We start from the raw sequence: 14258 nt of genomic DNA on the forward strand, positions 1-14258 counted from the left end.
CCGGTTTGGGTAGTGATAATGTAGCGTGCAGCCACTGTAAACCGTAAACCAACTACCGTGTACCGTTAATTACAACTCCTCCTTCAGCATCTCCACGACCATCGCCAGTTCTTTGACGGTGGCTTCGGGGTCGCCGTTGTAGCCGATGGCGCGGTAGCGAACGCGGCCTTTACCGTCGATGACGACCTTCGTCGGAATGCCCTGCACCTTGTACGCATTGGCGACGCGCTGCTGGGCATCGATCGGCACAACGAAGGGATAGGTGTTGCGCTCCATAAACGAGTGTACCCGCTGCAACGGACCGCCTTCCCGCGTGTTGACGAACAGAAACCGGACGTTGGGGTCGCTCTGGAAGCGGGCCTGCGCCTGCTGCATGGCCGGAAACGACGCGATGCAGGGGCCACACCAGGTAGCCCAGAAATCGAGTACGACAACCTTACCCCGGCAGGCCGCCGACGAGATGGTACGCCCCTGCAGGTCTGTCATGGAGAAGGCAGGCGCGGGTTCGTTAATCATCACCGACCGTAACTCGTCGCGCAGGTCTTCGCGCAGGTCTGACTCCAGCTCGTGGACGTGCGTATCGGCGCTGGCCAGCGTTTGGCCGGGCTGTTTGGCGTACCAGTCGCGGTAGGCGGCTTTCAACCGGTTCGTCGCCAGACCGAGCTGAATGGCTTCTTCCGTTCGGGCCTGCGCCTGCGTGGCGTGGTTCGTTTGCAGGGCGCACAGGAAATACCGCTCGTTCAGGCGGGCGTCGCTGGACTCGATATCGTCTGGGCTGATAACGGTCTGGTAAGCGGGCCACGCGTCGGCGTGACGGCCCTGCTGTTCGAGCGTACGGGCGTAGGTGTTCTGCAACTGCCGATGCCGATTGGCTTTCTCTCTGGTCCATTGGCTGGCGGGAATGTTGGTGGGGCGGGGCTGAACGTCCAGATCAGCGAGGGCACGCTCGATAAGCAGCTCGGCCGTTGGTACGTCGCGTTTTTCATCGGCCATCTGAAACGCGATCGTGTTGAGCATCAGGACGTCGGTTTGCGTGGGGGGGAGCGTGTTGACCAGCGCCAGCATACCGCGAATGTCGTTATTCTTGTAGTAGCCGTCGGTCATCATCACGCTGAGCGCCGGCAGGTACGACGACGTCGGAAATTCCTTGGCAAACGCCTGATACATCGCCTTCTTTTTGGTCCAGTCAGCCTGATTTCGCACCGCCATGGCTCGATCTTTCTGCGCCAGTGACCCAGCGGGATCGGCCGTTTTCTGTTGCTCACGAACGGCGTTGGCCTTCGTAAAATCGCCCATGCTTTCGTAGAGCTGAGCCGCCGTTGTCAGTTCGGCCAGCGTTGGTTTGGGGCGCGATGCCAGATACGACCGGATGCCCGCGTCGACTTTGGGGCCGAAACCGGGCTTGCGCTGTTTGACCAGCGCGGCCAGATAATCGGACCAATAGAGCGGTCTCAGATCGGGATGTTCAGCGAGCTCGAGTTCATACAACTGCACGACTCGGTTTAGGTCTGAACGGGCGTCGGATTCGTAGAGAAAATGACTCCGCGTAAAGACCGACGCCTGTCCGCCCAGCGCGTGGGGCAGGGGACAGCCTTTATCGTCGCAGACCGGAATTGCGTACAACAGCCCCCGGTTCAGGTCGACCCGGCGCGGCTGCTGGGGATTACGAAACAGGAGCATCATCCCCGACACATTCGTGCGCGGCAGGGTTAGCTGCCCCACGTAATCAGCCCCCTGCCGAACCAGCTTGATACCCGCCGGCTGACTCAAACTCATCACGGCCGGCGCGCCGTAGCGGACGAACCGGGCTTCGATTAGACTATCCGTCGCCAGGGGGGTGCCTTGTGGCGTGTAGGTAAACGACACGACCTGCCCAACCTGCGGAGCAACAGGGGCATACCGAAACTGCGCCTGCGTCAGACCGGTTGCCCATACGAGCGGAAAAAGAAAAGCAAGGGTTTTCACCCCTCCAAAGTACGAACGACTGACGCAGAAGCCGCACCGATTGGCGTTAACTTAGTAAAAAAACGGCTGGATGAGCGTGCGCCAGCTTCGCATTTCAGTTGGCATACGGTTAGCCTTGGGCGTACTCCACCGATCCGGTACGACGGTGGTTCGATGGAGTAGCCCCGTGAACGTTAAACGGCACCTGGGGCGCGCGTAAGTACGGCTACGGGTATGGTTGCCAGTAGCGACTGTACGGGTAACGCCACAGTATTGCCATGCGCTGAATCCGTGAGGTTGTGATACCAGTCGCTAGCGGCCGACGAATTTGGCAGGGAAACCACAGTATCACCCCAGTCGACTGAGCGCGGATCAGTTTGCTGCGCCCGGCAAAGTTGCGCCATGTGCAGCGGCACAACGACAAGTGCCTGAATCGTCTCGTCGGTGCGGAGAAACGCCAGTATATGGTCAGCATAGCGTCCCTCGACCGTGAGCGGGGTGTAACTGCCGGTTGTGAACAGGCCGGCATGATTACGCCGAAGTTGCAGCAACTGATAGGTTAGCCACCGCTTGATGCGGCCACTGTACCGGTCTTCCCACAACGCATTCCAGCAGCTATCCGATCGGTTGTCGGCCTGCGCGAGTAGCACGTTCTGGTCGTCCTGGTACTGCGCATACGGTACAGGTCGGCGGTTGTCGGGATCGACCATGCTCAAATCCCAGCCTTCATTCCCCTGGTACAGGTCAGTGACACCGGGCAACGTGTATTTCAGCGTAACCTGCACCAGCGAATTGACGATGCCGAAATCAACTACCTTTTCGAATAGCGGCTGGAACGATGCCCAAAAATGGCCGCGCCTGGCGAGTAACTGCCTGACAAAGGAGGCCGTTGCCTGCTGATAGTCATCGTCGGTATGGCGCTTGGCTTCCGACAGGGCCTTCTCCATGAAGGCCTGCATCCGATCGGCAAAGTCGTCGCTGTCGCCGGGCATGGGGTGTGAGCCGATCAGCGACTGATAAATCAGGTACTCGTCTTCAAAGTCGGGCGCATCGCCGGTCTTTGCCTTTGCGTTGATGCGCTGCCAGTCGCGGACGGCCGCAAACCAGTCGTCGGCAATATCGGGTAATACCGCCAGCCGGGCGCGGGCGTCTTCCCCTCGCTTCGTGTCGTGGGTCGCCGTGGCGTTCATCGTCAGTGGCCAGTGCTGCTGTCGCTGCTGAATAAACCGGTGAAAATCAGCGGTTGATAGGCCGAAACGAGCAGGAGAGTCGCCAACTTCGTTATGACCGATAAAGCAGGTGTTCGTGTAAAATAGCGTGTCTTCGATGCCCTTCGCCATCAGTGGTCCCGCGTATTGCATACAGCGCTGGTAGAACAGGGCCACCTGCTGCGCCCGGCCGTTGTCAGTCGTATCCGCCTGATCGAACAACGTTTGCGCGAGCTGATCGACGGCCGCCGTCAGTTCGGGACGGGATTCACGAAGCTGATCGAAAATACGGCGGTGGGCGTCGGCTTCGGCAGCGTGCAGCGGAAACTGGGTGCCGAAATAACGATAGACCGGGAAGCGGATAAGCCATTCGCCGATAGCCAGTTTCAGCGAGCCAGCGGGAAGGGACGCTAGTTCGTCCTCCCGCACCAGACCGAGCGTTTGGTAATAGTTGGTCAGGTTAGTCAGCTCGCCACCCATTTGTTGATACAGCATGTATGCCTTCCGCCCGCGCATCTGATCGGACAGCGATGTGGTATCGCTCGTTTGATCGGCGTAGAACTGCTGAAACGCATCTGCCTGGCGACCGTCGGTCAGGAGATTATTGATGGCGGCCAGGAAGTCGTAGCCCGACGTGCCGGCAACGGGCCATTCGGCCGGCAGGTCTTCGTCGTCCTGTAGAATCTTCTCGACAATGATGTACGTGTCATCACCGACGGCCTGTCGTAGGCGATCGAGGTACGCGCGGGGAGCAAATAAGCCGTCGACGTGATCGATGCGCAGCCCGTCGATTACGCCCGTTTCCAGCAAGTCGAAGAACAACTGATGATAGGTAGTGAAGACAGTTTCATGCTGCATCATCAGGCAGATCAGGTCGCTGACGGTGAAAAAACGGCGGTAGTTGATCTGTTGATCCGCGTCTGTTGAGGGATGGAGCCGGTACTGCTGCTTATCCAGTAGGGCCAGCAACTGCGCCGAGTCGTCGTTTACACGTTGTAAACACTGCTGCACGTACGTACTGGTGACGGGATTGGCAGACAGGCTCATGAGCTGCTCGCGCCATTCGTCCCACGCCAGTGCGTACGACAGGGGCTCCTCCGTGCGGTGCAGGTCGTCGAGCTGGGTGAGTAACTGCCGGATCGCTTCGGGCGCGTCGACCGAGGATAGAACGGTCGCGTAGGAACCGGGCGTCAGCGGATAGGTGTTGCCGTCGACGCTGATCACGAACCGGTTGTCGTCAGTTGTCAGCGTCAGTTTTTGCTGGGCGATGCATTGTTCCGGCGTGTCGGTGAGGAAGGGAGCCATGATGCGCCCCTGAAACAGATCGCTGGCCAGGGCCGTGTCGAAATAGCGGGCGTAACGCGAGAGCGGGCCCTTTTCCAGCACGTCGGTCAGCCATGCGTTGTTGGGGTGAAAGGCCATGTGGTTGGGTACAATGTCCTGCAACCAGTACATATCGTTTTGATGCAGCCAGTCGGCTATTCGTTCCAGGTCGGCCCGCGTGCCGAGATCGGGAGCAATGCGCAAGGGGTCGACGCCGTCGTAGCCGTGTTCACTGCCGGGCGTCGCTTCAGTGATGGGCGACGCGTAGATTGTTTTGATGCCAAGTGCCTTGAGGTAAGGCAAAATGGCTTCCAGGTGGGAGAGTGTAAAGGAAGCGTTGAGTTGTACTCTATAGGTGGTAATCGGGTTTCGCATACTCGATTAACCGCCCCTACCGGCCATTGTTGATCTATTTGGTGAATTTTGGGGAAATGTGCCGTGGTGCCAGGGCAGGTTCGCCAGTCCTGACACCACAATCGTTATTCATTCCTGCTGTCGCAGACAGGCTACAGATCGTCAGCGTGATTGAGGTAGAGTAAAAATGATTCCGGTTGAACCAATACCTCGACATCGCCGGGCATTTGCGCCGGCCCGGCTGCTGGCCCACCCCAGATCGGATCGGCCGAATCGAAACGCTTCTGCCAGGGTGTATCGCTGACGGGTAGACAAATGGGCTGTACCGCACGCGAAAAATTCATCAGGCAGGCTATCCGCCGGTGTTCATGCCAGCGTTGCAGCACCAGCGTCTGGGTATCGTCGTGGAAAGTGACGAGCACGTTTTTTCGGTTCGGAAACCGCAACACAGACGTTTTGCGCAGGGCAATCAGTGCCTTGTAGTAGCGAAACATGGTCTGATGATGCATTTCGCCGAGTAACGACCATTGCAGCTTCGACTGCTGGAACGTGGCTTCGGCCTGTGGGTCCGGCGCGGGAACGGCCGTCTGAAAAGCCGCAAATTCGCGTTGCCTGCCCTGCCGGACGGCGTCGATCAGGGCGGGATCGGAGTGGCTGACGAAGTACAGGAAGGGGTGCTGCTCGCTCCACTCTTCGCCCATAAACAGCATCGGCAGGTACGAGCTTGTCAGCACGGCCCCTGCCATCAGCCGCTGCATGGCCTCACTCACCAGCTGACTGGGTCGTTCGCCCAGCATCCGGTTGCCAATCTGATCGTGGTTTTGCGAAAAGACGACAAATTGTCTGCCGGGCAGGTCGGTGGTGGGGGTGCCAACGATTTTGGCGCGCCGGGGCATGTAGGTACCATCGTAGACATAGGCATCGCAGTACGATTTTGCCAGGTGTTTAATGCCGTCATAGTCTGCGTAGTACCCGTGCTGTTCGCCCCCCGCCGTGACGCGCAGGGCGTGGTGAAACTCGTCGTTCCACTGGGCGTCCATGCCGTAGCCACCCTCGGACAGGGGCTTGATAAACCGCGTCTCGTTCTGGTCGGATTCGATAACCAGGTAATGCTGCCGCCCGGTTTGTGCCATCAGCTGATCGACGTGCAGGCGAATGTCGCGGAGGATATGCGATTCACTTTCATCGCGGATGGCATGCACCGCATCGAGCCGGAGCGCGTCGATGTGAAAGTCGCGAAACCACATCAGCACGTTCTCGATCACATACTGCCGGACGCCTTCGCTGTCAGGACCGTCGAAATTGATGGCGTCGCCCCAGGGCGTCCGGTGGCGGTTGGTGAAGTAAGGACCGTAGCTGGAGAAATAATTGCCCTCCGGTCCCATGTGGTTGTACACCACATCGAGCACCACCGCCAGCCCCCGCGCATGACAGGCGTCGACCAGTAGCTGTAGCCCCTGCGCCCCGCCGTAGGAATGCTGTACGGCAAACGGACACACGCCGTCGTAACCCCAGTTGCGGTCGCCCGGAAACTGCGCAACCGGCATCAGTTCGATGGCGTTTACGCCGAGGTCAACGAGATGGTCGAGCCGGGCCGCAACGCCGGCAAACGTGCCCTCCGGGCTGAAAGTGCCGGTGTGCAGTTCGTAGAACAGGTAATCGTCGAGGTCGGGATTCTGCCAGGCCTGATCGGTCCAGGAAAAAACGGTCGGATCAAACGCCTGCGAAGGGCCGTGCACGCCCTGTGGCTGCGCCAGCGATGCCGGGTCGGGCAGGCGTCGGCCGTCGAGCGCGATCTGGTACAGGTCGCCGGGGCGGAGCTGACGGGTTGTCGTATGCCAGCAACCGTTCGTGGCCGGCTCCAGCGGGAGTGTCTCGCCCGTAGTATTCAGTACTAACTGGACCGTGGTCGCCGTGGGGCCCCAGACCTGTACGGTGGCCGTCTTATCTGGCCCGAACGATACGCCCAGTGTCCGCCGGGCGATGGGTACTTCTGTCATAGGGTTGTATTCGGTATGCGGTATGGGGTTTACGGTATACGGTTTTCAGTTTTCGGGCGCGTGTGTAGCCTGGACCTCCAGGTCCGGGTGCCCGTCAGGGCAACTACGCAGGCGGTAGCCAATTGGTCGCTTCGCGCCCACCCGGACGTGGACGTCCAGGCTACACACGCGCCGGCCAACTACGTAAGACTGACCTTGAACCGTATACTGAAAACCGAAAATTATGAAACCGCTACCGGCTCGGCATGTTTGATCGATTTGGAAACAGCCCAGAGTCCGAGCATGGTAATCAGGCCGTTCAGTAGCAATCGCTCGAAGCCAAACTGGTAGCCACCGAACCAGGCTGCCGAGTTCTGATTGATGATGAACGTGAGTACCGGTGAGGCCAGACAAATCCACGGAACGAAGCGGTCGACGACGGGGCGCTGACTGAAAATGCCGAAGGCGTACAGGCCCAGCAGCGGGCCGTAGGTGTAGCCCGCGATGTCGAAAACGGCCGTGATGACCTCCTTGCTGTTGAGTTGCCGAAACAAGATAATGACCACGTAAAACAACAGTGAGAAACCGATGTGAACGATGTGTTTGATACGGGCGCGTTCGGCTTCGGGCCGGGTTTCAACGTTCATGAAATCGATGCAGAACGACGTTGTCAGGGCTGTCAGGGCTGAATCGGCGCTGGCGTAGGTCGCGGCCGTTATGCCCAGCAGAAACGTGATGCCTACCAGCGGGCCGAGGTGATTCAGCGCCAGAAGGGGGTATAGGTCGTCGGTGCGTTCGGGAATGGCGATGCCTTCGCGACCGGCGTAGATGTAGAGCAATACGCCCAGGCACATAAACAGAAAGGTGACGATAACCATCGTAATCGTAAACCAGAACATGTTTTTCTGCGCGTCGCCGATGTTTTTGCAGGTCAGGTTTTTCTGCATCAGGTCCTGATCCAGCCCCGTCATTACGATGGCAATAAAAATCCCCGAAATAAACTGCTTGTAGAAATTCTTGGGGTCGTTGGCGTCCCAGAAGAAAATGGTCGAGTTGGGGCTGGCTTTGATCGATCCGATCAGTTCGCCGAACGAAAAATGCAGCTCCCGCGAAATCAGTACGATCGTCAGCACGACGGCCGACACCAGGAAGATGGTTTGCAGCGAATCGGTCAGGATAATCGTTTTGACGCCCCCCTTGAAGGTGTACACCCAGATCAGGCCAATAGTGATTAGTACGGAGACTTCAAAGGGAATGCCCAATGCGTTGAAAATCGCCAGTTGCAGCACGTTAGCCGCCACATACAGGCGAACGGCCGATCCAACCGTTCGGGCGAGCAGGAAAAAGCCTGCGCCCGTCTTGTACGCCCAGTAGCCGAAGCGCTTTTCGAGGTAACCGTAAATGGAAATCAGGTTAAGCCGGTAGTAGAGCGGCATCAGTACCGTACCGATGACGAGGTAGCCGATGATGTAGCCCAGCACGACCTGAAAATAAGAAAATCCGATCTTACCGACCGCGCCCGGCACCGAGATAAACGTGACTCCCGACAGCGATGTGCCGATCATCCCGAAGGCCACCAGCCACCAGGGTGATTGCCGGTTGGCGGTGAAAAACGTGGTCGTATCGGCCCCACGGGCGGTATAAAACGAAACGGCGACCAGCAGCCCAAAATAAGCGATCAGAATGAGCAGCGCGAGAGTGGGATTCATGGGCAATAAAGCAACTTTATACGGGCGAAAACGGTTAGTTTAACAGATCGTTATGCGTTTCGTAAACTGCCCGGTTTGGCGTAAATTTGCTAAATAAACACGATTTTAGGTCCCATGCAACCTTTTGAAGAAAGCGAAGTAGCCCTGCTGGAAGCCGTAGTTGAAACCGACGTTCATAACCTGGTCGTTTTCAATGACGACGTCAATACATTCGATCACGTGATCGACACGCTGATGGATGTATGCGCCCATACGCCCGAACAAGCCGAGCAATGTACGCTCCTGATTCACTACAAGGGTAAATGCACCGTCAAAAACGGTTCGTGGGATGAGTTGGTACCGATGCGCAACGAGATCTGCCGACGCGGCATCAGCGCAGAGGTGTTGAATTAAAGGGCGAAAGAGTGAATGAGTGAAAGAGCGACTGATGCGCTACCCACTCCAGCACTCGTTCGCTCGTTTCCGGCCTGTCATCCAGTCGGAGCAATGGCGAGGTGAGCAAAACAACTGCTGTTGTTGAAAATCGCTCTTTCGCTCTTTCATTCTTTCGCTCATTGTTAATGGAATATCCATCGAAGTTAATAGAAGACGCAGTCAACGAAGTGGCTAAACTGCCGGGTATCGGTAAGAAGACAGCCCTTCGGCTCGTACTTCACCTGCTCAAACGCGATGAAGAGCAGACCGAGACGCTGGCGACGAGTCTGAAAGCCATGCGGACGGGGGTGCAGTATTGTCGGAAATGCCACAACCTGTCGGACAACGAGTTGTGTTCGATCTGTGCCAGCAGCAAACGCGATCAGTCGATCATCTGCGTGGTGGAAGATACCCGTGACGTACTGGCGATTGAAAATACGGCGCAGTTCAAAGGGCTGTACCACGTGCTGGGCGGTATCATCTCGCCCGTCGAAGGAGTTGGCCCTAGCGACCTGCAAATCGATTCGCTCGTCGACCGGCTGAAAGGGGCGGAAGCGGAGCAGGTCAAGGAGATCATTCTGGCGATCAGCCCGACGATGGAGGGCGACACAACGGCGTTTTACCTGCAAAAACGGCTGCGGCCGTTCAAACTGAAAATCTCGACCATCGCGCGGGGAGTACCCATCGGGGGCGACCTCGAATACGCCGACGAAGTAACACTCGGTCGCAGTATCCTCAGCCGTATCGCCTACGATTAGGAGGGTTGGACAGGATTACATGATTAACAGGATTGCGCCGGGTTTCAACCCGGCGTTTTTGCTGTGAGGTCGGGTAAGCCGCCAAGATCGAGGTACGTTTCGACAGGATCACAGCCGGGCCGCGCCATGGTGGCCGCCGGAAGGATTCACGGGTTTTGCGCCGGGTTTCAACCCGGCGTTTTTTAGGGTTAACGAAAAATCAATCCCGTAAATCCGGTCATCCTGTCCAACCCCATCTAAAAACCCGTTTCTTTGCGGGCAGCGAACAACGGTCGCCAAGGCCGGTTGTTCATCTGAACGTTATTTGTTGCCTATAAACCAACATTCGCATGAATCGCTCTGAATTTTTGAAACTGGCGTTCGGTGCTTCGGCCGGACTGATGGCATTCCGCTCGTTTGGCATTACGCCAGCGCAGACGGAAGGTCCGTTCAAACTACCCCCGCTGCCTTATGAGTTTGCCGCGCTCGAACCCCACATCGACAAAATGACGATGGAGATTCACCATGATAAACACCACAAAGCCTACGTCGATAACCTGAACAAAGCTGTGGCCGGCACCGACATGGCGAAGATGGACATCGACGCCCTGGTGAAAAGCATAAGCAGCAGTACACCAGCCGCCGTCCGTAACAATGGGGGTGGCCACTGGAACCACAGCTTTTTCTGGACGATTCTCAGTCCGAAAGGGGGCGGTGCGCCTAAAGGTGCGTTGGCCGAAGCCATCAACAAGAAATTTGGCTCGTTCGACAAGTTTAAGGAAGAGTGGGCCAAAGCTGCCGGTTCGCGCTTTGGGTCGGGCTGGGTGTGGCTCATCAAGTCGGGCGATGGCGTTGAAATCGTCACGACGCCCAACCAGGACAACCCGCTGATGGCATTGGCCGAGAAAAAAGGTACTCCGCTGATGGGTCTCGACGTGTGGGAGCATGCCTACTACCTGAAGTACCAGAACAAGCGCCCCGAATACGTAACGGCTGCCTGGAACGTGTACGACTGGGACAAAATCGCCAAAAATTACGCAGGATAAAAAAAGTTATAAGGTCGTAAAGTCGTAGAGTTGTAAAGTTGCTACCGCATCAGTCCATCCGGCGTCAGCCAGGACTTGCCAGCAACTTTACAACTCTACGACTTTATAACTTTTTATATTTGTAAAAATTAGATTAGTCTATGTTAAGCGAAGAATTATATGACGAGATCCCGTCGCTGGATCTTGCCGATTTTACGTCCGGCGACCCTGACCGCAAAGCCCGCTTCGTACAGGAGTTGGGCCGCGCGTTCAACCAGATCGGCTTCGTAGCGATTAAAAACCACGGCCTTACCGACGAACTGACAAACCGGCTGTACGCGTCGGCAAAAGAATTTTTTCAGGCGCCCGACGAGATCAAAAAGAAGTACGAACGGCCCGACCTGAACGGGCAGCGGGGCTATATCGGCAAGGGTAAAGAAACGGCCAAGGGGTTCAAAGTGGCTGACCTGAAGGAGTTTTATCATGTCGGTCAGCCCGATCCAATCGGTGATATGCCGGGTAACGTATTTCCCGATGAGTACCCAGCCTTCACCGAAGCCACGCTGACTACCTACCAGACGCTCGAAAAAGCGGGTCGGTCGCTGCTGCGGGCCATCGCGCTGTACCTCGAACTACCCGAGACGTATTTCGACGACAAAGTACAGAACGGCGACAGCATTCTGCGGGCACTGCATTATTTCCCCCTCGATCCCGACACGACCCCGGACGGTGCCGTACGGGCTGCGGCACACGGTGATATCAACCTGATTACGCTACTGATGGGCGCTTCGGCTGATGGGCTGGAAGTACTGCGTCGCGATGGGAAATGGATTGGTATTACGGCCCTGCCCGATCAGATCATCGTCAACGTCGGCGATATGCTCGATCGGCTGACCAACCACAAGCTGAAATCGACGATTCATCAGGTGGTGAACCCCCCGCGTGAGAAGATGAATCAGTCGCGGTACTCGATTCCGTTCTTCATGCACCCCCGCGCCGACATGAACCTGAGCAGCCTGCCCAGTTGCATCGATGCGCAGCATCCTAAATTGTACGTCGATATGACGGCGGGCGAATTTCTGAACGAACGCCTGATGGAACTGGGCCTGAAAAAAGCCTGATCGTATCTAGCCTGCGCCGAAGTTGAGTACACTTCGGCGCATTCTTTTTGGCTGCTCTATGGCCTATCCTGTACCGCCGATTGCTCCGGTTCGCCGGATTCGTTACATCATTTTTCTGAAAGACGTTCTGATTCTGGCCCTGACTACGTTTGGTGGCCCACAGGTGCATTTTGCCATGTTGTACGAACGCTTTGTCAAGAAGCGTCGCTACATCACCGAATCTGAATTGCTGGAGTTGAACGCCCTCTGCCAGATTCTGCCCGGTCCCACGTCTACGCAAACGATTACGGCGGTCGGGTTTAAAATCGGTGGTCCTAACCTGGCATATCTGACGCTGCTTATCTGGGTGTTGCCGGGCGTAAGCATCATGACGGCCTTCGGGATGGCTATCTATTACCTGGAGCAGCACAATCTGTCGTTACAATTTGCGCGGTTTATCCAGCCGATGGCCGTGGGGTTTCTGATCGTGGCCGGGTATCGCATCGGGCAGAAAGTGATCAAAAACCGCACAGGGGTCATGCTGGCGATGATTGCGGCTGTGGCGGCTTACCTGTTTCGTTCGCCCTACGTGACCCCCCTGGTCATCATTATGGGTGGGCTAACTACCGGACTGGCGTACCAGAAGCAGGAGCGGATGGAAAAGCAGCCCCTGCGGATCGACTGGTCGAACTTCATTCTGTGGCTGGGGGTGCTGATCGTAGCCGCTATCTGCGGGGCGCTGACCCAGTCGCTGCCGGTGCGTCTGTTCGAGAATTTTTACCGTAACGGCAGTCTGGTCTTTGGCGGGGGACAAGTGCTGACACCGATTCTGTACAACGAGTTTGTCGCGTTCAAGCACTATCTGTCGCGCGAGGAATTTCTATCGGGGCTAGGGCTGGTGCAGGCGGTGCCGGGACCGGTCTTTTCGTTTGCGTCCTACATTGGTGCCTTATCCATGCGCGATGCCGGACCGCACGGCCAAATCTGGGGTAGCTTCGTTGCGACGGCGGGCATCTTTCTACCGGGTGCTTTCCTGATCTTCTTTGTTTACCGGTTCTGGGAGCAACTCAAACGCTACCGTGTCGTGCGGGCGTCGCTGGACGGAATCAACGCGGCCAGTAGTGGGCTGACGGCTGCGGCTGCTGTCGTCCTTTTTCAACCAATGGTACCCCACTGGCCCTCCGTCGCTGTGGTGCTGATTACGATGGGCTTGCTGCTCTATACCCGTACGCCACCTTTCGTGCTTATTCTAGGTGGATTGCTGGCCGGGGTTGTGCTGTAACAACCGTACATTCTAATGATAAATTAAGCGCGCTATGTGCTGAAAAGGAGTTACTTGACGAACTAAACATAGAATCGCCATGAAATACCGCCTGCTTTTCGGTTTGCTCTGCTTAAGTATCACGTTGGCGTCCGGTCAGTCGACGTCGAAAATCTATCTGGTCAGGAACGGTACCGTAACACTAGCTGGCGTTAGGTTTTACACCACGCTGGATAAAAACAAACCAATCGTAGTCAAAAACAACGCGTATACCGTTATCGAAACCGATGCCGACAGTCTGGGTATACTGCCAGACGGACCATACGAAGCATCGTCTGCCAGTGATGATGAATACGGACAGGCCGTCCGCAAGGCCGTTTATATCCCGCTCGAAAAAGGAAAAACGTACTATTTCAAGGTAGGCCGAATCTACCAGAGTCAGTTTTTTGACGTAAATGACTTATCGGCACAGGCATTCAAGTTGTTTGTTGGTATTAACCGAATCGATGGAACGCCACAATACTATTTCTTGGGTAAATCTGGAAATAGTTCGAATAAATTACCGTAGTCGGCGGAGTCGGGTGGTTTGTTCGAAGTATTGTTTACACGCACCAGCTACCCCGTAGTGGCCAAAACGTGCACCGGATGGTATCGTGTCCTGTCAAGTCAACCGCATATGTCGGCAAAATCTGGTTTTTTTATATTGACTACATTTTTCGCAATCGCGGTTGGCTTGTGGCTATATGTTCGTCATCGACCCGGTACGCACATTCGTGTTGACAGAGTAGCCAACCGCCAGCAGTTTGCCGTGCCGTATACGTCCCGATTGGGTGCTGTAGACCCGCCTGCCCCTGTTCATGTTCGTGGCTACCTGGACGGAAAAGCCGTTATTTATCAGGACCGGAATACTACACTGAACAGCAGCGGATTACCCGTATGGCGACACACCGCGCTGCATGGATTGGACCCATACCTGCTTCGGCTAGGACCCGGTAAAATCGATACGACCATTGTTTTCAGTACTGGTTCAACAGACTTCTCGCTGATCTACCAGCCGCTAACGGCTAAAAACGGAGAGTTGACGATCGACGTAGATTACTGACTGTTCGACTCAGGCCGTTATGTACCAGCGCCGAAGCCGATTGATCTTCACCGTGAGCAGGCTGATCTGTTCCCAACTGACAAGTGTACGGACCGACTCGCC

Annotated in this window: 11 protein-coding genes; 7 read left to right on the forward strand and 4 right to left on the reverse strand. The window is 56.4% G+C overall.

The genetic code is table 11. The features are described 5' to 3' along the window. Positions 1-69: 69 nt before the first annotated feature. The 4 genes from CLV58_RS18945 to CLV58_RS18960 form a co-directional block, all read right to left on the reverse strand. Positions 70-1965 (reverse strand): TlpA family protein disulfide reductase, encoded by a 1896-nt coding sequence (locus tag CLV58_RS18945; RefSeq protein ID WP_106139396.1) that lies wholly within the window; start codon positions 1963-1965, stop codon positions 70-72. Positions 1966-2138: 173 nt separating this feature from the next. Beyond that, complete coding sequence (gene treY, locus CLV58_RS18950; protein WP_106139397.1) at positions 2139-4850, reverse strand: malto-oligosyltrehalose synthase; 2712 nt, start codon at positions 4848-4850, stop codon at positions 2139-2141. A gap of 131 nt (positions 4851-4981) precedes the next feature. Then, entirely contained in the window at positions 4982-6829 is a 1848-nt protein-coding gene (gene treZ / locus CLV58_RS18955; protein WP_106139398.1) for a malto-oligosyltrehalose trehalohydrolase, read from the reverse strand. 221 nt (positions 6830-7050) lie between these two features. Then, positions 7051-8517 (reverse strand): sodium:solute symporter, encoded by a 1467-nt coding sequence (locus CLV58_RS18960; protein ID WP_106139399.1) that lies wholly within the window; start codon positions 8515-8517, stop codon positions 7051-7053. 114 nt (positions 8518-8631) lie between these two features. Between CLV58_RS18960 and CLV58_RS18965 the strand changes: the two genes are divergently transcribed. The 7 genes from CLV58_RS18965 to CLV58_RS18995 all read left to right on the forward strand — a co-directional run bounded on the left by CLV58_RS18965 (position 8632) and on the right by CLV58_RS18995 (position 14156). After that, positions 8632-8910: an ATP-dependent Clp protease adaptor ClpS gene (locus CLV58_RS18965; RefSeq protein ID WP_106139400.1), complete on the forward strand. Its 279-nt coding sequence runs from the start codon at positions 8632-8634 to the stop codon at positions 8908-8910. 167 nt (positions 8911-9077) lie between these two features. Beyond that, positions 9078-9689 carry a recombination mediator RecR gene (recR, locus tag CLV58_RS18970; protein WP_106139401.1) on the forward strand — a complete coding sequence of 204 codons (612 nt, stop codon included), beginning with the start codon at positions 9078-9080 and terminating at the stop codon, positions 9687-9689. A gap of 329 nt (positions 9690-10018) precedes the next feature. Then, positions 10019-10714: a superoxide dismutase gene (locus tag CLV58_RS18975; RefSeq protein WP_106139402.1), complete on the forward strand. Its 696-nt coding sequence runs from the start codon at positions 10019-10021 to the stop codon at positions 10712-10714. A gap of 140 nt (positions 10715-10854) precedes the next feature. Next, entirely contained in the window at positions 10855-11814 is a 960-nt protein-coding gene (locus CLV58_RS18980; protein ID WP_106139403.1) for an isopenicillin N synthase family dioxygenase, read from the forward strand. Between the two features lie 58 nt (positions 11815-11872). Then, complete coding sequence (gene chrA / locus CLV58_RS18985) at positions 11873-13075, forward strand: chromate efflux transporter (RefSeq protein ID WP_106139404.1); 1203 nt, start codon at positions 11873-11875, stop codon at positions 13073-13075. 79 nt (positions 13076-13154) lie between these two features. Then, positions 13155-13622, forward strand: coding sequence for a hypothetical protein (locus tag CLV58_RS18990; RefSeq protein WP_106139405.1), 468 nt, complete (start codon positions 13155-13157; stop codon positions 13620-13622). 135 nt (positions 13623-13757) lie between these two features. Continuing rightward, positions 13758-14156: a hypothetical protein gene (locus CLV58_RS18995; RefSeq protein WP_146141476.1), complete on the forward strand. Its 399-nt coding sequence runs from the start codon at positions 13758-13760 to the stop codon at positions 14154-14156. The last annotated feature ends 102 nt before the right edge of the window (positions 14157-14258 follow it).

Source organism: Spirosoma oryzae, assembly GCF_003002825.1.
GTDB lineage: Bacteria > Bacteroidota > Bacteroidia > Cytophagales > Spirosomataceae > Spirosoma > Spirosoma oryzae.